This is a genomic window from Chryseobacterium sp. MMO-72 (assembly GCF_037146035.1).
GTDB lineage: Bacteria > Bacteroidota > Bacteroidia > Flavobacteriales > Weeksellaceae > Chryseobacterium > Chryseobacterium indicum.
In genome coordinates this window covers 61,647-82,656 of the sequence record NZ_JBBCWG010000003.1, presented here as the reverse complement: position 1 = coordinate 82,656, position 21,010 = coordinate 61,647, and the positions used below count along the sequence as shown (strand labels likewise).

General features: G+C 35.5%; 37 protein-coding genes. 35 read left to right on the top strand and 2 right to left on the bottom strand.

Going from position 1 to position 21,010, the window contains the following annotated elements:
* Position 1: 1 nt before the first annotated feature.
* Complete coding sequence (locus tag WFH39_RS05555) at positions 2-1,591, bottom strand: glycerol-3-phosphate dehydrogenase/oxidase (RefSeq protein ID WP_336689105.1); 1,590 nt, start codon at positions 1,589-1,591, stop codon at positions 2-4.
* Positions 1,592-1,706: 115 nt separating this feature from the next.
* Between WFH39_RS05555 and WFH39_RS05550 the strand changes: the two genes are divergently transcribed.
* The 30 genes from WFH39_RS05550 to rplQ all read left to right on the top strand — a co-directional run bounded on the left by WFH39_RS05550 (position 1,707) and on the right by rplQ (position 17,522).
* The gene (locus tag WFH39_RS05550) at positions 1,707-2,471 is read left to right on the top strand and encodes a DeoR/GlpR family DNA-binding transcription regulator (protein ID WP_185144384.1); all 765 of its coding nucleotides are present in this window, start codon (positions 1,707-1,709) and stop codon (positions 2,469-2,471) included.
* 135 nt (positions 2,472-2,606) lie between these two features.
* The gene (locus WFH39_RS05545) at positions 2,607-3,419 is read left to right on the top strand and encodes a GLPGLI family protein (RefSeq protein WP_336689104.1); all 813 of its coding nucleotides are present in this window, start codon (positions 2,607-2,609) and stop codon (positions 3,417-3,419) included.
* A 294-nt stretch (positions 3,420-3,713) separates the two neighbouring features.
* On the top strand, positions 3,714-4,340 hold the full coding sequence (gene rplC / locus WFH39_RS05540; protein WP_076391854.1) for a 50S ribosomal protein L3: 627 nt from the start codon (positions 3,714-3,716) through the stop codon (positions 4,338-4,340).
* A complete protein-coding gene (rplD, locus tag WFH39_RS05535) occupies positions 4,331-4,960 on the top strand; it encodes a 50S ribosomal protein L4 (protein WP_214588337.1) in 630 nt (209 codons plus the stop codon). Before rplC ends, rplD begins: the two co-directional genes overlap by 10 nt.
* A 3-nt stretch (positions 4,961-4,963) precedes the next feature.
* Positions 4,964-5,254, top strand: a complete 291-nt coding sequence (gene rplW / locus WFH39_RS05530) for a 50S ribosomal protein L23 (protein ID WP_042720941.1) — start codon at positions 4,964-4,966, stop codon at positions 5,252-5,254.
* Between the two features lie 21 nt (positions 5,255-5,275).
* Entirely contained in the window at positions 5,276-6,097 is an 822-nt protein-coding gene (gene rplB, locus WFH39_RS05525; protein ID WP_027381305.1) for a 50S ribosomal protein L2, read from the top strand.
* A gap of 2 nt (positions 6,098-6,099) precedes the next feature.
* Complete coding sequence (rpsS, locus tag WFH39_RS05520; RefSeq protein ID WP_002983209.1) at positions 6,100-6,378, top strand: 30S ribosomal protein S19; 279 nt, start codon at positions 6,100-6,102, stop codon at positions 6,376-6,378.
* Between the two features lie 2 nt (positions 6,379-6,380).
* Positions 6,381-6,779 (top strand): 50S ribosomal protein L22, encoded by a 399-nt coding sequence (gene rplV, locus WFH39_RS05515; protein WP_050020604.1) that lies wholly within the window; start codon positions 6,381-6,383, stop codon positions 6,777-6,779.
* Positions 6,780-6,787: 8 nt separating this feature from the next.
* Entirely contained in the window at positions 6,788-7,540 is a 753-nt protein-coding gene (gene rpsC / locus WFH39_RS05510; RefSeq protein WP_087708000.1) for a 30S ribosomal protein S3, read from the top strand.
* Between the two features lie 97 nt (positions 7,541-7,637).
* A complete protein-coding gene (rplP, locus tag WFH39_RS05505) occupies positions 7,638-8,063 on the top strand; it encodes a 50S ribosomal protein L16 (RefSeq protein WP_214588338.1) in 426 nt (141 codons plus the stop codon).
* A gap of 12 nt (positions 8,064-8,075) precedes the next feature.
* Positions 8,076-8,261, top strand: a complete 186-nt coding sequence (rpmC, locus tag WFH39_RS05500; protein ID WP_027381309.1) for a 50S ribosomal protein L29 — start codon at positions 8,076-8,078, stop codon at positions 8,259-8,261.
* Positions 8,262-8,273: 12 nt separating this feature from the next.
* On the top strand, positions 8,274-8,528 hold the full coding sequence (gene rpsQ, locus WFH39_RS05495) for a 30S ribosomal protein S17 (RefSeq protein ID WP_029297775.1): 255 nt from the start codon (positions 8,274-8,276) through the stop codon (positions 8,526-8,528).
* Positions 8,529-8,530: 2 nt separating this feature from the next.
* Complete coding sequence (gene rplN, locus WFH39_RS05490) at positions 8,531-8,899, top strand: 50S ribosomal protein L14 (protein ID WP_007839504.1); 369 nt, start codon at positions 8,531-8,533, stop codon at positions 8,897-8,899.
* 20 nt (positions 8,900-8,919) lie between these two features.
* A complete protein-coding gene (gene rplX / locus WFH39_RS05485; protein WP_076391862.1) occupies positions 8,920-9,246 on the top strand; it encodes a 50S ribosomal protein L24 in 327 nt (108 codons plus the stop codon).
* A 13-nt stretch (positions 9,247-9,259) separates the two neighbouring features.
* Positions 9,260-9,811: a 50S ribosomal protein L5 gene (gene rplE / locus WFH39_RS05480; RefSeq protein ID WP_072883928.1), complete on the top strand. Its 552-nt coding sequence runs from the start codon at positions 9,260-9,262 to the stop codon at positions 9,809-9,811.
* A gap of 3 nt (positions 9,812-9,814) precedes the next feature.
* A complete protein-coding gene (gene rpsN / locus WFH39_RS05475; protein WP_029297771.1) occupies positions 9,815-10,084 on the top strand; it encodes a 30S ribosomal protein S14 in 270 nt (89 codons plus the stop codon).
* Positions 10,085-10,229: 145 nt separating this feature from the next.
* A complete protein-coding gene (gene rpsH, locus WFH39_RS05470) occupies positions 10,230-10,628 on the top strand; it encodes a 30S ribosomal protein S8 (protein ID WP_116095828.1) in 399 nt (132 codons plus the stop codon).
* Between the two features lie 17 nt (positions 10,629-10,645).
* Positions 10,646-11,191: a 50S ribosomal protein L6 gene (gene rplF / locus WFH39_RS05465; protein ID WP_087707999.1), complete on the top strand. Its 546-nt coding sequence runs from the start codon at positions 10,646-10,648 to the stop codon at positions 11,189-11,191.
* 15 nt (positions 11,192-11,206) lie between these two features.
* On the top strand, positions 11,207-11,560 hold the full coding sequence (gene rplR / locus WFH39_RS05460; protein WP_100377194.1) for a 50S ribosomal protein L18: 354 nt from the start codon (positions 11,207-11,209) through the stop codon (positions 11,558-11,560).
* Positions 11,561-11,579: 19 nt separating this feature from the next.
* A complete protein-coding gene (gene rpsE / locus WFH39_RS05455) occupies positions 11,580-12,101 on the top strand; it encodes a 30S ribosomal protein S5 (RefSeq protein WP_047401284.1) in 522 nt (173 codons plus the stop codon).
* Positions 12,102-12,111: 10 nt separating this feature from the next.
* A complete protein-coding gene (gene rpmD / locus WFH39_RS05450; RefSeq protein ID WP_007839493.1) occupies positions 12,112-12,288 on the top strand; it encodes a 50S ribosomal protein L30 in 177 nt (58 codons plus the stop codon).
* A 19-nt stretch (positions 12,289-12,307) separates the two neighbouring features.
* Positions 12,308-12,757, top strand: coding sequence for a 50S ribosomal protein L15 (gene rplO / locus WFH39_RS05445; protein ID WP_034678030.1), 450 nt, complete (start codon positions 12,308-12,310; stop codon positions 12,755-12,757).
* Between the two features lie 9 nt (positions 12,758-12,766).
* Positions 12,767-14,146: a preprotein translocase subunit SecY gene (secY, locus tag WFH39_RS05440; protein WP_072953559.1), complete on the top strand. Its 1,380-nt coding sequence runs from the start codon at positions 12,767-12,769 to the stop codon at positions 14,144-14,146.
* Positions 14,147-14,149: 3 nt separating this feature from the next.
* Positions 14,150-14,365: a translation initiation factor IF-1 gene (gene infA / locus WFH39_RS05435; protein WP_055861802.1), complete on the top strand. Its 216-nt coding sequence runs from the start codon at positions 14,150-14,152 to the stop codon at positions 14,363-14,365.
* 63 nt (positions 14,366-14,428) lie between these two features.
* Positions 14,429-14,545: a 50S ribosomal protein L36 gene (gene rpmJ / locus WFH39_RS05430; protein WP_007839480.1), complete on the top strand. Its 117-nt coding sequence runs from the start codon at positions 14,429-14,431 to the stop codon at positions 14,543-14,545.
* A 9-nt stretch (positions 14,546-14,554) separates the two neighbouring features.
* Positions 14,555-14,932 (top strand): 30S ribosomal protein S13, encoded by a 378-nt coding sequence (gene rpsM / locus WFH39_RS05425; RefSeq protein ID WP_076391870.1) that lies wholly within the window; start codon positions 14,555-14,557, stop codon positions 14,930-14,932.
* 12 nt (positions 14,933-14,944) lie between these two features.
* Entirely contained in the window at positions 14,945-15,334 is a 390-nt protein-coding gene (gene rpsK, locus WFH39_RS05420; protein ID WP_002983263.1) for a 30S ribosomal protein S11, read from the top strand.
* A 19-nt stretch (positions 15,335-15,353) separates the two neighbouring features.
* The gene (gene rpsD / locus WFH39_RS05415) at positions 15,354-15,962 is read left to right on the top strand and encodes a 30S ribosomal protein S4 (protein ID WP_029297746.1); all 609 of its coding nucleotides are present in this window, start codon (positions 15,354-15,356) and stop codon (positions 15,960-15,962) included.
* A gap of 33 nt (positions 15,963-15,995) precedes the next feature.
* Positions 15,996-16,991: a DNA-directed RNA polymerase subunit alpha gene (locus WFH39_RS05410; RefSeq protein ID WP_062162712.1), complete on the top strand. Its 996-nt coding sequence runs from the start codon at positions 15,996-15,998 to the stop codon at positions 16,989-16,991.
* A gap of 6 nt (positions 16,992-16,997) precedes the next feature.
* Positions 16,998-17,522, top strand: coding sequence for a 50S ribosomal protein L17 (rplQ, locus tag WFH39_RS05405; RefSeq protein ID WP_076391872.1), 525 nt, complete (start codon positions 16,998-17,000; stop codon positions 17,520-17,522).
* A 57-nt stretch (positions 17,523-17,579) separates the two neighbouring features.
* On the opposite strand, the gene WFH39_RS05400 is transcribed toward rplQ, so the two are convergent.
* The gene (locus WFH39_RS05400; RefSeq protein ID WP_336689103.1) at positions 17,580-17,999 is read right to left on the bottom strand and encodes a hypothetical protein; all 420 of its coding nucleotides are present in this window, start codon (positions 17,997-17,999) and stop codon (positions 17,580-17,582) included.
* 183 nt (positions 18,000-18,182) lie between these two features.
* Here WFH39_RS05400 and WFH39_RS05395 point away from each other — a divergent pair, with 183 nt between their 5' ends.
* The 5 genes from WFH39_RS05395 to WFH39_RS05375 are packed head-to-tail and all read left to right on the top strand — an operon-like array spanning position 18,183 to position 20,980.
* Positions 18,183-18,815, top strand: a complete 633-nt coding sequence (locus tag WFH39_RS05395) for a response regulator transcription factor (protein WP_336689102.1) — start codon at positions 18,183-18,185, stop codon at positions 18,813-18,815.
* A 5-nt stretch (positions 18,816-18,820) separates the two neighbouring features.
* Entirely contained in the window at positions 18,821-19,558 is a 738-nt protein-coding gene (locus tag WFH39_RS05390; protein ID WP_336689101.1) for a hypothetical protein, read from the top strand.
* A 44-nt stretch (positions 19,559-19,602) separates the two neighbouring features.
* On the top strand, positions 19,603-20,220 hold the full coding sequence (locus WFH39_RS05385; protein ID WP_336689100.1) for a hypothetical protein: 618 nt from the start codon (positions 19,603-19,605) through the stop codon (positions 20,218-20,220).
* Positions 20,180-20,677, top strand: a complete 498-nt coding sequence (locus WFH39_RS05380) for a sensor histidine kinase (RefSeq protein WP_336689099.1) — start codon at positions 20,180-20,182, stop codon at positions 20,675-20,677. Before WFH39_RS05385 ends, WFH39_RS05380 begins: the two co-directional genes overlap by 41 nt.
* A 15-nt stretch (positions 20,678-20,692) precedes the next feature.
* Positions 20,693-20,980, top strand: coding sequence for a sensor histidine kinase (locus WFH39_RS05375; protein ID WP_336689098.1), 288 nt, complete (start codon positions 20,693-20,695; stop codon positions 20,978-20,980).
* Positions 20,981-21,010 lie beyond the last annotated feature (30 nt).

Genomic DNA, 21,010 nt, shown 5'->3' with positions numbered 1-21,010 from the left:
GTTAAATGGATCTTGGAGAATAAGGAGTCAGTAAATATCCTTTCGCCAATTCGATAAATTCTCTTTCCTGTTCATCTGCCCATTCTGCAGAATGTCCGTTTTCTTTTGCAATGATCTGTGCAATCTTGTGCGCGCTGTCGATTGCTGCTCTTGCATCTAAAAATAAAAGCCGTACTCTTCGTGCTAAAATATCCTCAATGGTTTGTGCCATTTCTCTTCGGATAGCCCAAATTGCTTCCGCGACTGTGAAGGGATGATCAGGATGTATCTTTTCTGAAAATTCAGGATTGTTTTGCTGTAATTTTTTGATTTCCGGAATATCGGCTCCGTACACATATAAATGATTCGTTCTGTCCACCGTTTCGGGTTTCACATTTCCATGTATCGAAAGGTGTTCTGTTTTGGAAGTGGTTATTCCGAGGTTATGCACTTTCATGGCTTCATCAATCGTGTCTTCCGCCATTTTACGGTAAGTCGTCCATTTTCCTCCGATAATCGAGATAAGTCCCGTGTCTGAGGTAACGACTTTATGACTTCTGGAAACTTCTTTTGTGCTTTTGCTGCCGTCTTTCGGAGCTGCGAGAGGTCTGAGTCCTGCGAAAACAGATTTTACGTCTTCTCGGGTTGGCTTTTTCGCTAAATATTGTCTTGCGGTATTCAGGACAAATTTAATCTCGTCTTCCAAAGCTCTTGGCTCAAAACTTTCGTTTTCCAGTAAAGTATCTGTTGTTCCTACCAAAGCTCTGTCGTGCCACGGAACGACAAATAAAACCCTTCCGTCCGAAGTTTTAGGAATCATGATGGCATCGTCGCTTTTTAGGAACGATTTATCCAGAACCAAATGAATTCCCTGACTTGGAACGACGAATTTTCCGTGTTTCGGGTTGTTCATATTTAAGATATCATTCGTGAAAACTCCGGTTGCATTAATAACAACTTTCGCTTTGATTTCGAATTGTTGTTTTGTGAACTGATCTTCAGCAATAACGCCTATGATTTTATTGGAATCATTTTTAATTAAATTAATCACTTTTACATAATTAACCGCTGTTCCTCCTTTTTCGATAATCGTCTGTGTTAAGTTGATCGCCAGTCTTGCATCATCGAACTGCCCGTCCTGATAAACCACTCCGCTTGCCAGACCTTTTTGTTCGATGGTCGGAAGTTTCTCTACGGTTTTTGATTTGCTGATGTATTTCGTTCTTCCCAAACTTAATTTTCCGGCTAGAAAATCGTAAATAGAAAGTCCTATTTTATAATAAATTCCTTCCCACCAAGTGTAATTTGGAATAATAAAAGACTGGTTTTTTACAACGTGGGCTGCATTTTTTGCCAGTAAACCTCTTTCTTTCAAGGCTTCTTTCACTAAGCCGATATCTCCCTGTGCTAAATATCTTACGCCGCCGTGTACCAGTTTTGTACTTCTGCTGGAAGTTGCTTTTGCAAAATCGTGAGATTCTAACAGTAACGTTTTAAATCCTCTGCTCGTTGCGTCCAGTGCCGAACCTAATCCACTCGCTCCTCCGCCAATGATGATAAAGTCCCATTCTTTAACGGTGGATAATTTGCTGAGTTCTTCGTTTCGTTTCATAATATTTCGTTATGTTTCGTTTTCAAAGTTATAAATTAAAAACGAAACCAAAAAGAAAATAAATGAAATTTTTCGAATCAAAATAAAAATGGTATTTTTGAGAAAACGAAACATAATGGAGAAATTGCTTCCAAGGCATAATGATATTTTAAAGGAATTAGACGAAAAAGATCATATTCTGGTTCAGGATCTTTGTGAGAAATTCAATGTTTCGTCGGTTACGATCCGAAAGGATCTGAATTACCTTGAAAGTCTTGGATTGCTGTTCCGGAATCACGGAGGAGCAAGTAAGCAGGTGAGGTATGCGTACGAAAAAAATGTTGATGAAAAGGAAAATATCAATGTAGAGGCTAAAAAGAATATTGCGAAAGGTGCGCTTTCTCTGATTCAGGAGAACGACTGTATTATTCTGGCTTCAGGAACCACGATGCATTATCTTGCACGTATGCTGGTAAATTTTGGTCCGTTGACGGTTCTCACTTCTTCTTTACGCGTTGCAATAGAACTTTGCAATAATCCTAACATTAATATTATACAATTAGGAGGGGAGGTGAGAAAAAGTTCGACTTCTATTGTGGGTTCCATCTCTGAGACGATTCTGAAACATTTCTCGTGCAATAAGTTATTTCTGGGAGTAGACGGAATTGATATGGATTTCGGGATCAGTACTTCGAATGCTGCGGAAGCTCATCTCAATCAATTAATGATTGAATGTTCAGACAAAGTAGTGATTCTTGCAGATTCCTCCAAGCTGAATAAAAAAGGTTTCGGAAAAATTGCGGATCTGGATAAAATTGACTTTCTGATTACAGATGGCGATATTTTAGACGAAGATAAAAATAAACTTGAAGAGATTGGCATTAGTGTTATTGTTAAATAAATACGGCGTAATTTTTTAATTCAAAATATTATTGTCTTGTTTTTCTATATTATTCGCAATTAATTTTGATTATAGAATGTTTATTTATATTTTTAGGAACGCATATGCAGTCTCCAATCATAAAATATAAATAGGATGTCTTATAAAATCACAATTTTTACTTTTTTATTCTTTTTTGCGATTTTTAATTTTTCCGCTCAGGAAAAGGTAAATATCGATGATGTTGAATCCAGATATGTATATCTTTTGAAATATCAGATTGATTCTCTGGATAAATCCAGTTCTAACGAAGAGTATTTTATTTTGGAGAGGGGAAAAGAAAAATCTCAGTTTATGGGAGTAACTTCATATAACAGAGATTCTTTAGCTGGTGGAGCAAACCGTTTTGCTTTTGGTCTTGATCCTAAAAGTTTACCTAAAACCAATTTTACTTTTCGCGTCATTAAAAACTTTGAAAAAAACAATATTTCTTATTATGATTATATTATTAAGGACAATTTTATTTACGAAGAAAAGCCTGATTTTAACTGGAAGATTACCGATGAAACAAAAGAAATAGGGAATTTAAAATGTCAGGCTGCGTTGGTTACGTATGCGGGACGTGATTATAAAGCGTGGTTCACGAACGAAATTCCGGTTTCTGATGGTCCTTATAAATTTTATGGTCTTCCGGGACTGATTGTGGAGATTGAGGATTCTAAAAAACAATATACGTTCGAGCTTGTGAGTTATAAAACCTTTTCAGAAAAGCCTAAGATGTGGATTTCCAGAAAGAGAGTTAAAGGAAAAATGGTAAAGAAATCTGAATTTTATAAAGCATTTAAAAATTTTCATGAAAATTTTGTCTCTGAAATTGCTAAAGGAGGCTTCAGCTTCGATTCAGGAACAGAGCGACAAATAAAGGGTAGGATTAAAAAGAAAAATAATCCGATTGAACTGGCTCCTTAATTATTCAGTGATTAAGTCATATCATTTCCTTCTTCCGGCTATTTCTTTCGTTTTTGCAAAAAAGTCTGTGGGAAGAATATTTTTACATGATTTAAAAACTCACGATTCCAGGTTTTTTCTGTAAATCACTAAAAATCAAAATATTTTACTGAAAATATTTGTCAGTTATAAAAATATTCATAAATTTGCACACTCATTTTAGGGGCGTAGTATGCCTATATTCAAAAGTAGAAATTACTTCAGACCTCCAAAAATGGTGATAAATAAAGGATAAATTTTATTATAACATAAACAATGTCAGGTATTATTGGTAAAAAAATCGGTATGACTTCTTTGTTTGACGAAGCAGGGAAAAATATTCCTTGTACAGTTATTCAGGCTGGTCCATGCTCGGTTTTACAGGTCAGAACCATTGAAAAAGACGGTTATAAGTCAGTTCAATTAGGTTTCGATGACAAGAGTGAGAAGAACGTTGGTAAAGCGTTAGCTGGTCATTTCAAAAAGGCTGGTTCTGCTCCTAAAGCTAAATTGGTAGAATTCTACAGAGAATTCGTTGATGAAGTAAAAGTAGGAGAAGAAGTAAAGGTAGACTTGTTCAACGAAGGAGAATTCGTAGACGTAACAGGTACTTCAAAAGGTAAAGGCTTCCAGGGTGTTGTTAAAAGACACGGATTTGGAGGTGTAATGCAGGCAACTCATGGTCAGCACAACAGACTTAGAGCTCCAGGTTCTATCGGTGCCGGATCTGACCCTTCAAGAGTATTCAAAGGGATGAGAATGGCTGGAAGAATGGGAGGTAAGCAGGTAACTGTACAAAACCTTCAGGTGTTAAAAGTGGATCAAGAACAAAATCTTTTAGTAGTAAAAGGTGCTGTTCCGGGAGCTAAAAATTCTTATGTAATTATCAGAAAATGGAACTAGTAGTATTAAATACATCAGGAAAAGAGACCGGAAGAAAAGTAACTCTAGACGAAACAGTATTCGGAATTGAGCCAAATCAGCACGCGGTTTACTTAGAAGTTAAACAGTACCTTGCTGCACAGAGACAAGGAACTCATAAAGCAAAAGAAAGAAGCGAAATTACTGCTTCTACTAAAAAACTTAAGAAGCAAAAAGGATCTGGTTCTGCTAGATATGGTGATATTAAATCTCCAACATTCAGAGGTGGAGGTAGAGTATTCGGTCCAAAACCAAGAGACTACAGATTCAAATTGAACAAAGCTCTTAAGAGATTAGCAAAAAAATCTGTTTTATCTCAGAAAATGAGAGACAACAGCATCAAAGTTTTAGAAGATATGAGCTTTGAAGCTCCTAAGACTAAAGATTTCATCAATGTATTAAACGCATTGGAACTTAACGGTAAAAAATCTTTATTCGTTCTTCCTGAAGCTAACAAGAATGTGTATTTATCTTCAAGAAACTTACCTAAAGCTAAAGTAATGAACTACAACGAAATCAGTTCTTACGATTTAGTAAACGCAGGTGAGATCGTATTCTTCGAAGGTGCAGTAGAAAAATTCCAGGAAAATTTAAAGAAATAAATCATGTCTATTATCATTAAACCAGTTATCTCAGAAAAGGCTAATTACCTTACAGATTTAAGAGGTTCTTATTCTTTCTTGGTAGATACTAAGGCGAATAAAATCCAGATTAAGAAAGCTGTAGAAGCGGCTTATGGTGTAAAAGTAGCAGACGTTAATACAATGATTTATGCTCCGAAGGTTTCTTCGAAATACACTAAAAAAGGTCTTCAAGTAGGAAAGACAAACAAATTGAAAAAAGCGGTAATCAAACTTGCTGAAGGTGAGGTTATCGATATTTTTGCTGTAAATTAATTATAATTATAAATAATAGTAATGTCTGTTAGAAAATTAAAACCTATCACCCCGGGACAGAGATTCAGAATTGTAAACAATTTTGAGGAAATTACTACTAACAAACCAGAGAAATCTCTAACAGTTGGTATTAAAAAGTCAGGTGGACGTAACCAAACAGGTAAAATGACCATGCGTTACACCGGAGGTGGACACAAAAAGAAATACAGAATTATTGACTTCAAAAGAAACAAAGCAAACGTTGAAGCAACTGTAAAATCTGTAGAATACGATCCAAACAGAACTGCATTTATCGCTTTATTAGAGTACGCAGACGGAGAGAAGAGATATATCATCGCTCCAAACGGTATCAAAGTAGACCAAAAAGTAGTTTCAGGTGAAAGCGTAGAACCAAATGTAGGTAACGCAATGAAATTGAAAAACATTCCATTGGGTACTGTAATTTCTTGTGTTGAAATGAAGCCTGGTCAAGGTGCTATTTTAGCAAGAAGTGCTGGTTCTTCAGCGCAATTAACATCAAGAGACGGAAAATATGCAATCATTAAATTGCCTTCAGGAGAATCCAGAATGATCCTTACTGAATGTATGGCAATGATTGGATCTGTTTCCAACTCTGATCACCAATTAACTGTATCAGGTAAAGCTGGTAGAAGCAGATGGTTAGGTAGAAGACCAAGAACAAGAGCGGTAGTAATGAACCCTGTAGATCACCCAATGGGAGGTGGTGAAGGACGTTCTTCTGGAGGTCACCCAAGATCTAGAAACGGTAAACCGGCTAAAGGTTACAAAACTAGAAAGAAAAACAAAGTGTCTAACCGTTACATCGTATCTAAAAGAAAATAATTATGGCAAGATCACTTAAGAAAGGACCGTTCATTCATCATACTTTAGATAAGAAGGTTCAGGCAAATATAGAGTCTGGTAAGAAGACAGTTATCAAAACTTGGTCTAGAGCATCTATGATCTCTCCGGACTTCGTAGGACAAACTATTGCTGTACACAACGGGAAATCTTTTATCCCTGTATACGTTACAGAAAACATGGTTGGTCACAAGTTAGGCGAATTTTCTCCAACAAGATCTTTCAGAGGTCATGGTGGTAACAAAAACAAAGGAAGCAGATAATCATGGGATCAAGAAAACAAGATAGCGCAATCGCAAGAAAAGAAGCTAACAAAGACGTTGTTAAAGCTTCATTAAATAACTGCCCATCTTCTCCGAGAAAAATGAGATTAGTTGCTGATATCATTAGAGGAGAGCAAGTAGATAAAGCTCTTTATATCCTTAAATATTCTAAGAAAGAAGCTTCTAACAAATTAGAAAAATTACTTCTTTCTGCAATTGCTAACTGGCAAGTGAAAAACGAAGGGGCTGACATCGAGGAAGCAAACCTTATCGTTAAAGAAATATTCGTGGATAGTGCAAGACAATTGAAGAGACTAAGACCAGCTCCGCAAGGTAGAGGGTACAGAATCAGAAAAAGATCTAACCACGTTACATTAATCTTAGGTAATAAAGAAAACTAAATCAAGGTATGGGACAGAAGACAAATCCAATTGGTAACAGATTAGGTATCATCAGAGGATGGGATTCTAACTGGTTTGGCGGAAACGATTATGGAGACAGAATCGCGGAAGACTACAAAATCAGAAGATACCTTGAAGCTAGATTATCTAAAGGTGGGATTTCAAGAATTTATATTGAAAGAACATTAAAATTAGTAACAGTTACAATTACTACTGCTAGACCGGGACTTATCATCGGTAAAGGAGGTCAGGAAGTTGATAAACTGAAAGAAGAGTTGAAAAAATTGACTAAAAAGGATATTCAGATCAACATCTTCGAAATCAAAAGACCTGAGCTTGATGCAGTATTAGTTGCAGACAGCATTGCTAAGCAGATTGAAAACAGAATCTCTTACAGAAGAGCTGTTAAAATGGCGATGGCAGGTACAATGAGAATGGGAGCAGAAGGTATCAAAGTTCAGATCTCTGGTAGATTGAACGGAGCTGAAATGGCAAGATCAGAATCTTTCAAAGAAGGAAGAATTCCATTGTCTACTTTCAGAGCGGATATCGATTACCACATCGGTGAAGCGCTTACTCAGTACGGAAAACTAGGGGTAAAAGTTTGGATCATGAAAGGTGAAGTTTACGGTAAAAGAGAACTTTCTCCATTAGTGGGACAACAGAAAAAAGGAGGTCAGTCAGACAGAAGAGATAACAGAGGAGGAGACAGAGACAACAGAAGACCTAGAAAAAACAACAACAATAACAATAATAATTAAAATTTTAGATTAGAAATTTTGAATTTTAAATTACCGTTACTTTTTTAAAATAAAAAAAATCTAAAATCTAAAATCTAAAATCTAAAATTTAGAAATTATGTTACAACCAAAAAGAACCAAGTTCCGTAGAGTTCATAAGATGAAAATGAAGGGGAATGCCCAGAGAGGTAGTCAACTTGCTTATGGAACTTTCGGAATCAAGGCGACAGAAGGTGCTTGGATCACTGCAAGACAAATTGAAGCTGCTCGTATCGCTGCGACAAGATATATGAAGAGAGAAGGTCAACTATGGATCAAAATCTTCCCGGATAAGCCAATTACTAAAAAACCTGCGGAAGTACGTATGGGTAAAGGTAAAGGTGCTGTGGAATATTGGGTAGCTGTAGTAAAACCAGGTAAAATTATGTTCGAAATCGGAGGTGTACCTTACGATATCGCTAAGGAAGCTTTAAGACTTGCTGCACAAAAATTACCAGTTGTTACTAAATTTGTAGTTGCTAACGATTTTGTTAAACCTCTTTAATCTTTGAATACAATGAAAAAAGCTGATATTAAAAATTTAAGCGCGGGTGATATTCAAGCTCAATTAACTGAAGCAAAAGCTCAATATTCTAAATTGAAATTGGCTCATGCGATCAGCCCAATTGAAAACCCGATCCAAATCAGAGATTTGAGAAAAACAATCGCTAGACTAAACACTGAGTTAACTAACAAACAATAATTTCATTTTAAAATGGATAGAAATTTAAGAAAAGAAAGAATCGGAGTGGTTTCCAGCAATAAAATGGAAAAAACTATTGTTGTTAGTGAAACTACGAGAGTAAAGCACCCGATGTACGGTAAATTCGTATTAAAAACGAAAAAATATACTGCACACGACGAGAACAACGAATGCGCAGAAGGAGATACAGTTTTAATCCAGGAAACTAGACCTTTGAGCAAGAACAAGAGATGGAGATTAGTAAGAATCATTGAAAAAGCTAAGTAATAATGTTACAAACAGAATCAAGATTAAAAGTTGCTGATAACACAGGTGCTAAAGAAGTATTGGTTATCAGAGTTCTGGGAGGAACCAGAAGAAGATATGCTTCAGTTGGTGATAAAATCGTTGTTACTATCAAAGATTCTACACCATCAGGAAACGCTAAAAAAGGTCAGGTATCTAAAGCTGTAGTAGTAAGAACTAAAAAAGCAGTTAGAAGAAAAGATGGTTCATACATCAAATTCGAAGACAATGCTTGTGTATTGCTAAACGCAGCGGGAGAAATGAGAGGAACTCGTGTTTTCGGACCAGTTGCTCGTGAGTTGAGAGACAAAGAATATATGAAAATCATTTCATTAGCTCCTGAAGTACTTTAATATTTAAAATTGTAAAAAAAATGTCAAAGTTAAAAATAAAAAGAGGAGATAACGTAATCGTAACTACAGGTAAGAAAGGTCTTAAAGGTGGTACAGGTGAAGTTATTGAAGTGATCAAAAAAGAAGGAAGAGACCCAAGAGTAGTAGTTGCAGGACTTAATATCGTTAAAAAACACGTTAAGCCTTCAGCTTCAAATCCTCAAGGAGGAATCGTTGAAAGAGAAGCTTCTATTCATATCTCAAACGTAGCTTTAGTTGGAAAAGACGGAAAAGCTATCAAAGTAGGTTACAAAATCGAAGGAGATAAGAAAGTAAGAATCAACAAAAAAACGGGTGAAACTTTATAATTTTAAATAACACATGGAATATATAGCAAGACCCAAAAAAGCATATAAAGAAACGATTGTTCCTGCAATGATGGAAGAATTCGGATACAAATCTGTAATGCAGGTACCTAGATTAGAGAAAATTGTTTTATCTCAAGGTTTAGGAGATGCTACAGCAGACAAAAAAATCATCGATTATGCTGTTGAAGAATTAACGAACATCACTGGTCAGAAGGCTGTAGGTACAATCTCTAAGAAAGACGAAGCTGCTTTCAAATTGAGAAAAGGAATGCCTGTAGGTGCTAAAGTTACTCTTAGAGCGAATAAAATGTATGAGTTCTTAGACAGATTAACTTCTTCTGCTTTGCCAAGAATCAGAGATTTCTCTGGAATCAAGGCTGATGGTTTCGACGGTAGAGGAAACTACAACTTAGGGATCACTGAGCAGATCATCTTCCCTGAGATCGTAATCGACAAAGTGAAAAAAATCCAGGGGATGGACATCACTTTCGTTACTACTGCGAAAACAGATAAAGAAGCAAAAGCATTATTAACTCACTTCGGTTTACCATTTAAAAAGAACTAAGAAATGGCTAAAGAATCAATGAAAGCGCGTGAGCGCAAAAGAGAAGCACTAGTTGCTAAATACGCTGCTAAAAGACAGGCTCTTAAAGAAGCTGGTGATTACGAAGGACTTCAAAAATTGCCTAAAAATGCTTCTCCTGTAAGATTACACAACAGATGTAAACTAACAGGTAGACCAAGAGGATACATGAGAACGTTCGGTATTTCCAGAGTAACTTTCAGAGAAATGGCAAACAACGGTCTTATCCCGGGAGTTAAAAAAGCTAGTTGGTAATAATTACTAATTAAAAATCGGGACAATTAAGTTGTCTGGATACTAAAGATAAAAATATCAGACCGAGATTTCTGAGGTCTGATATTTTACTCTTCAAGTCCTTACAATACTGATTGTTCTTTAACCAATAATTTATAAAAGAAAAATGGTAACAGATCCAATTTCAGATTTCCTAACAAGAGTAAGGAACGCACAAAGCGCAGGCCACAAAGTGGTGGAAATTCCTGCATCGAAAATCAAAAAGGAGATTACTAAGATCTTATTCGATCAGGGGTATATCTTAAACTACAAGTTTGAAGATAGCGCTGTTCAGGGTACGATTAAAATCGCTTTAAAGTACGATAAGCAAACCAACAAACCAGCTATCAAGTCTATCCAAAGAGCTTCTAGACCAGGTTTGAGACAGTACAAAGGTTCAGGAGAACTTCCAAGAGTACTAAACGGTTTGGGTATTTCTATCATCTCTACTTCTAAAGGAGTAATGACTGACAAGAAAGCTAGAGAAGAAAAAGTAGGCGGTGAAGTAATCTGCTATGTTTATTAATTTTTAATCACAGGAAAATGTCAAGAATTGGTAAAGCAATTATAACAGTTCCAGCAGGAGTTACTATCACTGAAAAAGATGGTGTGGTAACTGTAAAAGGTCCTAAAGGAGAACTTTCTCAGGAGCTTACAGCAGGAATTACTATAGAACAGAAAGATGGAGAACTGAATGTAAACAGACCATCTGATGCTAAACAACACAAAGCGCTTCACGGTTTATACAGAGCGTTAATCAACAACATGATTGTTGGTGTAAACACAGGTTTCGAAAAGAAACTGGAATTAGTAGGGGTAGGATACAGAGCTTCTCACGCAGGTCAAAAACTTGAGTTGGCTTTAGGATTCTCTCACGGTATCGTGCTTGAACTTCCAAACGAAGTAAAAGTAGATACATTGACTGAAAAAGGTAAAAACCCAATTATTACTTTAACGTCTCACGACAACCAACTTCTAGGGATGGTAGCTGCAAAGATCCGTTCTTTCAGAAAGCCTGAACCATACAAAGGTAAAGGGGTAAGATTCGTAGGAGAAATTGTTAGACGTAAAGCTGGTAAATCTGCTTAATAAATTATAAGTATTATGGCATTAAGTAAATTAGAAAAAAGAATAAGAATCAAAAGAAGAGTAAGAGGGAAAATCTCCGGATCTTCTGAATTGCCAAGATTATCTGTATACAAAAGTAATAAGGAAATTTACGCTCAGTTAATCGACGATAACAGTGGAAAAACTTTGGCTTCTGCTTCTTCAAGAGAGAAAGGAGTTGACGCTAACGGAACTAAGACTGAAGTTTCTGCTGCTGTAGGTAAAGCTATTGCTGCTAAAGCTATCGCTGCAGGAATCGAAAATATTGTATTTGATAGAAACGGATTCGTATATCACGGAAGAGTAAAAGCTCTTGCTGATGGTGCGAGAGAAGGTGGACTTAAATTCTAATCATTAAATTTCGGAAAATATGTTAGGACTAGATAATATAGAAAGAGTAAAACCGGGAGGATTAGAACTTAAAGATCGTCTCGTAGCTGTTAACAGAGTAACAAAAGTAACTAAAGGAGGTAGAGCTTTCGGATTCTCTGCTATCGTAGTTGTAGGTAACGAAGATGGAGTTATCGGTTACGGATTAGGAAAATCTAAAGAGGTTGCTTCTGCAATTGCTAAAGCAGTGGAAGACGCTAAGAAAAACCTTGTGAAAGTTCCTGTAATGAACCACACAATTCCTCACCAGACTACAGCCAGATACGGAGGTGCAGATATCTTCTTAAGACCTGCTTCTCACGGTACAGGTCTTATCGCCGGAGGTGCGGTAAGAGCGGTATTGGAGTCTGCTGGTATTCACGATATCCTTTCAAAATCTAAAGGATCTTCTAACCCTCACAACGTGGTGAAAGCTACTTTCAAAGCGTTATTGGATATCAGAAGACCTGAAGAAATCGCTAGAATGAGAGGAGTTTCTCTAAGTAAAGTGTTTAACGGTTAATATATAAACAATGGCAACAATCAAAGTAAAGCAAGTAAGAAGCGCTATTGGAAGAACAAAAACCCAAAAGAGAACGCTTGAAGCATTAGGATTTAAGAAACTTCACCAAGTTGTAGAACACGAAGCTACTCCTTCTATCTTAGGAATGATAGCTGCAGTTAGTCACTTACTTGAAGTTCAAAAATAATTTTTAAAATAATTTTAAAATGAATTTAAACAACATAAAGCCAGCTGCAGGATCTACTTTCAATTCAAAAAGAATTGGTAGAGGACAAGGTAGCGGAAAAGGTGGTACTTCTACAAAAGGTCACAAAGGACAGAAAGCAAGAGCTGGTTATTCTCAGAAAATCGGTTTTGAAGGAGGTCAGATGCCTTTACAAAGAAGATTACCGAAATTCGGATTCAAAAACGTAAACAGAAAAGAGTTTAGAGGAATTAACCTTGATACAATCCAGACTTTAATTGAAAATAAATCTATCACAGGAGATATTACAAGAGAAGTTATGATTGAGAATGGTTTAATTACTAAAAACGAATTAGTGAAAATTATGGGTAGAGGAGAATTGAAATCTGCGGTTTCAATCTCTGCTGACAAATTCACTAAATCTGCTGAAGAGCTTATCGCTAAGGCAGGTGGAAAAGCAATTACCTTATAATAATCACTAATGAAAGAATTTATACAAACCCTCAAAAATATTTGGAGTCTTAAAGAACTTAGAGATAAAATTCTCTTTACTTTAGGAATTATCCTTGTGTATAGATTCGCATCTTATATCTCATTACCTGCAATTAACCTTGCGGAAGTAGGAGATCTCTTAGAGCATTATAAAAATCAAGGCGGTAACAAGCAAGGAGCAGGTCTCCTTGGCTTGCTTTCGTCGTTTACGGGGGGAGCTTTCAGCCACGCTTCCGTAATGGCGTTAGGTATCATGCCTTATATTTCTGCTTCTATTATTGTTCAGTTGATGGGAATGGCTATTCCTTATCTTCAGAAGCTTCAGAAAGATGGAGAGTCTGGTAGAAATACATTGAACCAGATCACAAGATGGTTAACAATCGGAGTTTGTCTTGTACAGGCACCTTCTTATTTAACATCGATCACTCAGTTGTTTTTACCGTATGCTCAGTTCTCATCTGCATATTATGTAGAGCCAAATTCTATTATGTTCTGGTTACCAAGTATTGTTATTTTGGTTGCTGGTTCAGTATTCGCAATGTGGTTAGGTGAAAAAATCACCGACAAAGGTATCGGAAACGGTATCTCTATCCTTATTATGGTGGGGATTCTTTCAAGATTACCGGAAGCATTCGTTCAGGAAATGGCAGTGCAGAACGGAAAAGGAGGTATGGGATCTATCATGATCCTTATTGAAGTAATTTTCTGGATGTTGGTGGTTCTTCTTGCAGTAGTATTATCTGTTGCAGTAAGAAAAATTCCGATCCAGTATGTAAGCAGAGCTCAGGCAAGAGGAGGTGTAAACAGAAATCTTATGCAGGGAGCGAGACAGTGGATTCCATTGAAAGTGAATGCAGCCGGTGTAATGCCGATTATCTTTGCTCAGGCATTGATGTTCGTGCCTGGTTTATTAACGAAAGTAGATGAGTCCAATACTTTTCTTGCAGGTTTCAAGAATGTTTTTAGCTGGCAGTACAATGTATTGTTCGCGCTATTAATTATTATCTTCTCGTTTTTCTATACTGCAATTACAATTCCGGTGAACCAGATGGCTGATGATTTGAAGAGAAACGGAGGTTTAGTACCGAAAGTAAGACCGGGAAAAGAGACGGCTGATTATTTAGATGATATTTTATCAAAAATTACCTTGCCAGGTGCAATATTTTTATCTATCTTTGCAATCCTTCCGGCAATTGTGCATGGAACCTTTGTTCAGACAGATGCGTTTGCCCTATTTTTCGGGGGAACATCACTATTGATTATGGTGGGAGTAATTTTAGATACCGTTCAACAGATTAATACTTATCTGCTGAACCATCATTATGATGGCTTAATGCAGTCTAAATTGTCAAGAACGACTGGATATTAATTTATGGCGAAACAAAAACATATTGAACAAGACGGCGTTATTACGGAAGCACTTTCGAACGCTCAGTTCCGTGTAGAGCTTGAAAATGGGCATGTACTCATCGCTCATATTTCGGGTAAAATGCGAATGCATTATATTAAACTTTTACCCGGTGATAAGGTAAAATTAGAAATGTCTCCCTATGACTTAACGAAAGGGAGAATTACATTTAGATATTAAAACAATCTGCCAAATGGAGCATCCGTTCCATTTGGCTATTGTTAAAAAATAAATACTATCAAAATGAAAGTAAGAGCATCAATTAAAAAAAGAAGCGCTGATTGCAAAATCGTACGCAGAAAAGGTGTACTATTCGTAATCAACAAAAAGAACCCAAAATTTAAACAAAGACAAGGCTAAAATTAAATTATGGCGAGAATTTCAGGTATTGATTTACCAAAAAACAAAAGAGGCGTTATCGGTTTAACTTACATCTACGGGGTGGGAAGAAGTACTGCTTCAGAAATCCTTAAAGCTGCCGGTATCAGCGAAGACAAGAAAGTCAACGAATGGAATGACGATGAATTGGCTGCAATCAGAACATACATCTCTGAAAACGTAAAAGTAGAAGGAGAATTAAGATCTGAAGTGCAATTGAACATTAAGAGATTAATGGACATAGGATGCCAACGAGGAATACGTCACAGACTTGGATTACCTTTAAGAGGCCAGAGAACGAAAAACAACTCTAGAACCCGTAAAGGAAAGAGAAAAACTGTTGCTAACAAGAAAAAAGCTAGTAAATAATCGTTAGGAATTATGGCAAAACAAACTAAAGTAGTTAAGAAAAGAAAAGTAAAAGTTGAAGCTATTGGTGAAGCTCATATTCAGGCTTCTTTCAATAACATCATCATTTCTTTAACAAATAAAAACGGAGAGGTAATCTCTTGGGCTTCTGCCGGTAAAATGGGTTTCAGAGGTTCTAAAAAGAATACTCCATTTGCTGCTCAGATGGCAGCTGAAAATTGCTCTGCTGTAGCTCACGAAGCTGGATTAAGAAGAGTAAAGGTGTTTGTGAAAGGTCCGGGTGCAGGTAGAGAATCTGCTATCAGATCCATCCACAATTCAGGAATTGAAGTTAGCGAAATCATTGATGTGACTCCTATGCCGCACAATGGATGTAGACCACCAAAAAGAAGAAGAGTTTAATTTTTAGAATTTACCCATTATGGCAAGATATATTGGACCTAAAACTAAGATTGCTAGAAAGTTTGGTGCTGCAATCTACGGAGATGACAAAAACTTCGAGAAAAGAAAAAACCAACCGCCAGGACAACACGGTCCTAACAAAAGAAGAGGTGCTAAAAAATCTGAATACGCAGTTCAGTTAGCTGAAAAGCAAAAAGCTAAATATACTTACGGTATTTTAGAAAGACAGTTTGCTAACTTATTCGACAAAGCACACAGAAGTAAAGGGGTAACAGGTGAAGTTCTATTACAACTTTGCGAATCCAGATTGGATAACGTAGTATACAGATTAGGTTTTGCTAAAACAAGATCTGCTGCTAGACAGCTTGTTTCTCACAGACACATTACTGTGAACGGTGAGCTGGTAAATATTCCATCTTATTTGCTTAAAGCAGGTGATGTAATTGCAGTAAGAGAAAAGTCTAAATCTCTTGAAGTGGTTACAAATGCATTAGCTTCTAAAGCAAATTATGAGTGGTTACAATTCAACGATGAGAAGAAAGAAGGTACTTTCGTTTCTGCTCCTGAGAGAATCCAAATTCCGGAAGACATCAAGGAACAGCTTATCGTCGAACTTTACTCTAAATAATTTTTTAATCAAATTTTTGCTCAACCCAATAATATGGCAATTTTACAATTCATAAAACCCGATAAAGTAATTTTACTTAACTCTGATGAATTTAGAGGTCAATTCGAATTCAGACCACTAGAACCAGGTTTCGGGCTTACAATCGGTAATGCTTTGAGAAGAGTGTTGCTTTCTTCTCTGGAAGGTTATGCTATTTCATCTATCAAAATAGAAGGTGTAGAGCACGAATTTTCAACTATTCCAGGAGTAATCGAAGATGTTACCGAAATTATTCTTAACCTTAAGCAGGTAAGATTAAAAGCTACGGCAGAAAACCAATCGAATGAGCAGGTTGTTGCTAAAGTTTCAGGTCAAACGGTTATTACTGCTGGTGATTTAGGTAAGTCTGTCAACGGATTTGAGGTTCTTAACCCGGATTTGGTGATCTGCAACCTGAACAGTGATGTAACTTTCGAAATTACTTTCAATATAGAAAAAGGAAGAGGGTATGTTCCTTCTGAACAAAATAAGTCAAACAATGCACCTGTAGGTACAATTGCGATTGACTCTATTTTCACGCCAATCAAGAAAGTACAGTATAGCATTGAAAATTATCGTGTAGAGCAAAAAACAGACTACGAAAAACTTGTATTAGATATAGAAACTGACGGATCTATCAGTCCTCAGAACGCTTTAACAGAAGCTTCTAAGATATTAATTTATCACTTTATGCTGTTCTCTGATGAGAGAATCACGCTTGAAACGGAAGCTGTAAAAGCATCTATCCAATATGATGAGGAAACTCTGCATACAAGACAACTCCTTAAGTCTAAATTAGCAGATATGGATCTTTCCGTAAGAGCCCTTAACTGTCTGAAAGCGGCTGAAGTGGAAACTCTTGGAGAATTGGTTTCTTACAGTAAGTCTGATTTGATGAAATTCAGAAATTTTGGTAAAAAATCTTTGACAGAACTAGAAGAATTAGTGCATTCAAAAGGTCTTAACTTCGGTTTCGACGTTGCAAAATATAAGTTAGACGCTGATAAATAATTAATAATGAGACACGGTAAAAAATTCAATCACTTAGGAAGAACAGCTTCTCACAGAAGTGCTATGCTTTCTAATATGGCTTGTTCTCTAATTGAGCATAAAAGAATCAACACTACTGTTGCTAAAGCTAAAGCTTTAAGAGTATATGTTGAGCCTCTATTAACAAAAGCAAAAGAAGATACTACACACAACAGAAGAATTGTTTTTTCATATCTTCAAAATAAAGAAGCAGTTGCTGAATTGTTCAGAACGGTAGCTCCAAAAATCGCTGAGAGAAACGGTGGTTATACAAGAATCATCAAGACAGGATTCAGACCAGGTGATGCTGCTGATACTGCTCTAATCGAATTGGTAGACTTCAACGAGCTTTACAATCCGAATGCGGAAGAGAAAAAAGCGACAAGAAGAAGCAGAAGATCTGCAACAGCTAAGAAAGAAGCTGTAGTAGCTGAAGCTCCTGTAGTAGAAGAAAAAGCTGCTGAGCCAACGGCTGAAGCTGCAGATTCTACAGAAGAAAAAACTGAAGAATAATATTCATCAGATATAAAAATAAAAACCGTTCAGATTACTGAGCGGTTTTTTTATGCATTATATTTTGGTTTTTACAAGCTGGATGATATTGTTCCCCTGATTCAGGATCAGGCTGTCTTTTTTCACAGTAGCTTTCATATCCATTTTTTCGTAGATGGTTTCACTGCCGTTGGATTCTACTTTATTCAGGATGAAAGTCTTATTATTGCTTCTTATACTCATTGTTTTTTCTGGATAATTAAAAATAACTTTTGCGAGACTTCCGTCGGTGGCTTTATACACATAATCTGTCTTTATACTTTTCTTTCCGTTAATATCTGTATCATAGCTTACCGTTGAGTCTATTTTGCCATTATCTGCCAAAATGGGACCTGAATCATTAGTTTTCAGCACACTTTTATTTCCTTCTTCACTTTTTTTGCAGCTTATCAACGACAAAGAAATCGCTGAAATAGCGATCAAAAGTACATTTTTCATGATGTTAATTTTTTTAAGGTATTGATTGTTAAATATTTTCGTTTGTAAAATAATTTTCACTAAATTTAGTAAAAACAAAAACTAAACCAAAAAGCTATGAACTCAAACTCTGAATATTACACAAAAGGGTAATTGACTTTGTTTTGTTTTCTGTTGAAATTTGTCTTAAACAAAATAACCGACATGAGCATTTCCATAGCCATAGTAGAAGACGAAAAAAACTACAACAATGCGTTGAAGAAAGTCATCAATTATCAGGATGACATGAAAGTCGTTGCGCAGTTTTTTGATGGAAATGAAGCTTTAAAAAATCTTTCTGACCTTTCTCCGGATGTGGTAATGATGGATATTCAGCTACAGGATATGCTCGGTATTGAAATTATCGAAAAGCTTAGGAAGGGATTGCCTCAAACGCAATTTATCATGTGTACCAGTTTTGAAGATGACGAAAAAGTCTTCAATTCCTTAAAAGCCGGCGCAATGGGCTACCTTGTAAAAGGTGAAAGCATGGATAAAATCCTTTCTTCAATAAGAGATGTATACAACGGTGGTGCTCCGATGAGTTTCTCGATTGCCCGAAAAGTTCTTAGTCATTTTGAAAGGAAGCTTCCCGAAATAAAAGGCTTTGATGAACTTACGGAAAGAGAAAAAGAAGTACTGGAACTTTTATCTCAAGGACTGCTCTACAAAGAAATCGCGGATAAAAAATTCATCAGTATTGATACCGTTAAAAAACACGTCGGAAACATTTACAGAAAACTCCACGTAAACAACAAAGTGGAGGCTATTAATAAATTTAACCATTTTAAAAACTAAGAATTATGGATGCAAAATCTTATTTGGAAAACTTTAACTGTATTGAAGCAAAACTTCAAGCTATTAAAGGAATTATAGAATTAAGTTGTGACAAATTTGATTCAAATAGAAAAATATCAACTTACAAAGCATTTGCTTCAGAAGAACCTCTACCTTCAGATGAAGCTCAAATAAATAGAGAATTATTTAATACCTTGTATGGTAGTGATTTTAAGAATAATGATAGTTTTATTATTAAACGTAAAGTAATCAACGATATAGTTGGGAGTAACTGGACTAAAAATTATCTTCATATTTTTTTTGTTAATGATAAAACTAATCAAAGTAAATTATCTTTAGTATTTAGATTTTCAATGACTGAAACTTTTAATTATGCCAATTTAGATGACATTAGTGATGATTCCGCTTATTGGTTAATGGATAATGGAACCGTTGAAGCTTTCAATAATTCTGATGACAGTTTTAGTAATATAATGCGAAGTTTTAGAGAAGGAGTAGGTACAAAAATATCAAAAAAATCAAATTCTAAACTTACAGAGTATATTACTTATGATATGTCAAAGCTTTTGTTATTTAAAGGTTTTGAACAAGATATTGTGTATGAATTAATGTGTAAAAAAGAGGGGTATGATATAAGAGTCGGTTTACAAACACTTATAGACGATAAAGATCGAATTCACCATTATGATATTGGAGGAGCTATTACTAAAGGCTATTATGATTTAGGAAACTTAAAACCATAATATTGATAATACATTATTTATACAATATTCTTTTAATCATAGTATTGATTAAATCTTTTATTCTGGGTGAAAAAAATGGTTTTTCTACCCAGAATAATTTATTTTTTTATCTTTTTGTAACAGTTCTGGTTGAAGGCTATTCATTTGTTGTTGATAAGATTGATGAAAGTATATTGATAGGATTACAATATAATTTATATTTGATGTTTGTTACTGTATTCTTTTATTTTTTTTATTCTAAAAGTTTTTATTCTAAAATCCCTAAAGCTTTATCTAAAATATCATTATTGATTTGTCAATTATTTATAATATTTTTCACCAAATTCTTAGGATTAGATTTTGATGAAAAAATTGCGATTGCAGCTATGTTATTTTTAATAGTTCATTCAATAATTTGGTATTGTAATAAACTTTTTTCAGTAGATGATGATAAAATTTTTAATGATCCCAATTTTTGGATCAGTTCAGGTTTACTTTTATGGAGTTGTTTTGGGATTTTTAGATGTTTACCTATGTACTATTTTTATAACCATGATAAAGAGTTTTCAAATTTTATTAAAAGTAATTTTGATGTAGTAAATATAATCTTGTATTTATTAATTTTTATTTCTTTGTTTAAATATGAGTATAATTTTAAAAGAAGAACTTCCTCAAATCATTAAGAGTACTTATATTTTAGCTTCAATCATAGTACTTTTCTTTGTAATATTTATAATTTTTGTTGTATTGATGTACAACCGAAAGCAACTTCTCTACCTCAAAGAAAAGCAACTCAAAGAATCCGAACACCAAAACCAGCTCCTTCAAAAAGAGCTTGAAAAACAAAAATCCATAGAAGCAGAGCGTGAAAGAATTTCCCACGACATGCATGATGATCTGGGCGCGGGAATTTCAGCGTTAAAACTTCAGGCAGAATTTTTAAAACAACGGGCAGAAAATGATGATCTGAAAAATGATATTGATGAACTCCTGAAAACCTCCGAAGAAATGAATCTTTCCATGCGGGAAATGCTTTGGAGCCTCAATTCAGGAAACGATACGTTGGGAAGCTTCATCGATTATTCAAAGATGTATGCACAAAATTTTTTGAAAAAAACAAAGATTCTCCTGCTCACATAAAGTGAAAACGTTGTTTTGGAAACAATAATCACAACAGAACAGAGACGGAATTTATTTCTATGCTTAAAAGAAGCCCTGAACAATGCTTACAAGCATAGCCAATCCAATCAGATTAAATTGTCATTCATCCAGAAAGACAAAGAATTCATGATGAAAATCTCCGACAACGGAATAGGAATTAACCGCGAAAAATCAGAAGGAAACGGACTCCGAAATATGAAACGGAGAATGCAGGAACAAAACGGACACTGCGAAGTCACAACAGAAAATGGAACACATCTGTTTTTCAGAATCGATTTGTAGAATATTTTCACAAGAACAATCCTATTGATT

Bases quoted from the DNA above. Each gene is read 5' to 3' on its own strand.
- WFH39_RS05555 (WP_336689105.1), bottom strand. From the start codon at position 1,591: ATGAAACGAAACGAAGAACTCAGCAAATTATCCACCGTTAAAGAATGG.
- WFH39_RS05550 (WP_185144384.1), top strand. From the start codon at position 1,707: ATGGAGAAATTGCTTCCAAGGCATAATGATATTTTAAAGGAATTAGAC.
- WFH39_RS05545 (WP_336689104.1), top strand. From the start codon at position 2,607: ATGTCTTATAAAATCACAATTTTTACTTTTTTATTCTTTTTTGCGATT.
- rplC (WP_076391854.1), top strand. From the start codon at position 3,714: ATGTCAGGTATTATTGGTAAAAAAATCGGTATGACTTCTTTGTTTGAC.
- rplD (WP_214588337.1), top strand. From the start codon at position 4,331: ATGGAACTAGTAGTATTAAATACATCAGGAAAAGAGACCGGAAGAAAA.
- rplW (WP_042720941.1), top strand. From the start codon at position 4,964: ATGTCTATTATCATTAAACCAGTTATCTCAGAAAAGGCTAATTACCTT.
- rplB (WP_027381305.1), top strand. From the start codon at position 5,276: ATGTCTGTTAGAAAATTAAAACCTATCACCCCGGGACAGAGATTCAGA.
- rpsS (WP_002983209.1), top strand. From the start codon at position 6,100: ATGGCAAGATCACTTAAGAAAGGACCGTTCATTCATCATACTTTAGAT.
- rplV (WP_050020604.1), top strand. From the start codon at position 6,381: ATGGGATCAAGAAAACAAGATAGCGCAATCGCAAGAAAAGAAGCTAAC.
- rpsC (WP_087708000.1), top strand. From the start codon at position 6,788: ATGGGACAGAAGACAAATCCAATTGGTAACAGATTAGGTATCATCAGA.
- rplP (WP_214588338.1), top strand. From the start codon at position 7,638: ATGTTACAACCAAAAAGAACCAAGTTCCGTAGAGTTCATAAGATGAAA.
- rpmC (WP_027381309.1), top strand. From the start codon at position 8,076: ATGAAAAAAGCTGATATTAAAAATTTAAGCGCGGGTGATATTCAAGCT.
- rpsQ (WP_029297775.1), top strand. From the start codon at position 8,274: ATGGATAGAAATTTAAGAAAAGAAAGAATCGGAGTGGTTTCCAGCAAT.
- rplN (WP_007839504.1), top strand. From the start codon at position 8,531: ATGTTACAAACAGAATCAAGATTAAAAGTTGCTGATAACACAGGTGCT.
- rplX (WP_076391862.1), top strand. From the start codon at position 8,920: ATGTCAAAGTTAAAAATAAAAAGAGGAGATAACGTAATCGTAACTACA.
- rplE (WP_072883928.1), top strand. From the start codon at position 9,260: ATGGAATATATAGCAAGACCCAAAAAAGCATATAAAGAAACGATTGTT.
- rpsN (WP_029297771.1), top strand. From the start codon at position 9,815: ATGGCTAAAGAATCAATGAAAGCGCGTGAGCGCAAAAGAGAAGCACTA.
- rpsH (WP_116095828.1), top strand. From the start codon at position 10,230: ATGGTAACAGATCCAATTTCAGATTTCCTAACAAGAGTAAGGAACGCA.
- rplF (WP_087707999.1), top strand. From the start codon at position 10,646: ATGTCAAGAATTGGTAAAGCAATTATAACAGTTCCAGCAGGAGTTACT.
- rplR (WP_100377194.1), top strand. From the start codon at position 11,207: ATGGCATTAAGTAAATTAGAAAAAAGAATAAGAATCAAAAGAAGAGTA.
- rpsE (WP_047401284.1), top strand. From the start codon at position 11,580: ATGTTAGGACTAGATAATATAGAAAGAGTAAAACCGGGAGGATTAGAA.
- rpmD (WP_007839493.1), top strand. From the start codon at position 12,112: ATGGCAACAATCAAAGTAAAGCAAGTAAGAAGCGCTATTGGAAGAACA.
- rplO (WP_034678030.1), top strand. From the start codon at position 12,308: ATGAATTTAAACAACATAAAGCCAGCTGCAGGATCTACTTTCAATTCA.
- secY (WP_072953559.1), top strand. From the start codon at position 12,767: ATGAAAGAATTTATACAAACCCTCAAAAATATTTGGAGTCTTAAAGAA.
- infA (WP_055861802.1), top strand. From the start codon at position 14,150: ATGGCGAAACAAAAACATATTGAACAAGACGGCGTTATTACGGAAGCA.
- rpmJ (WP_007839480.1), top strand. From the start codon at position 14,429: ATGAAAGTAAGAGCATCAATTAAAAAAAGAAGCGCTGATTGCAAAATC.
- rpsM (WP_076391870.1), top strand. From the start codon at position 14,555: ATGGCGAGAATTTCAGGTATTGATTTACCAAAAAACAAAAGAGGCGTT.
- rpsK (WP_002983263.1), top strand. From the start codon at position 14,945: ATGGCAAAACAAACTAAAGTAGTTAAGAAAAGAAAAGTAAAAGTTGAA.
- rpsD (WP_029297746.1), top strand. From the start codon at position 15,354: ATGGCAAGATATATTGGACCTAAAACTAAGATTGCTAGAAAGTTTGGT.
- WFH39_RS05410 (WP_062162712.1), top strand. From the start codon at position 15,996: ATGGCAATTTTACAATTCATAAAACCCGATAAAGTAATTTTACTTAAC.
- rplQ (WP_076391872.1), top strand. From the start codon at position 16,998: ATGAGACACGGTAAAAAATTCAATCACTTAGGAAGAACAGCTTCTCAC.
- WFH39_RS05400 (WP_336689103.1), bottom strand. From the start codon at position 17,999: ATGAAAAATGTACTTTTGATCGCTATTTCAGCGATTTCTTTGTCGTTG.
- WFH39_RS05395 (WP_336689102.1), top strand. From the start codon at position 18,183: ATGAGCATTTCCATAGCCATAGTAGAAGACGAAAAAAACTACAACAAT.
- WFH39_RS05390 (WP_336689101.1), top strand. From the start codon at position 18,821: ATGGATGCAAAATCTTATTTGGAAAACTTTAACTGTATTGAAGCAAAA.
- WFH39_RS05380 (WP_336689099.1), top strand. From the start codon at position 20,180: ATGAGTATAATTTTAAAAGAAGAACTTCCTCAAATCATTAAGAGTACT.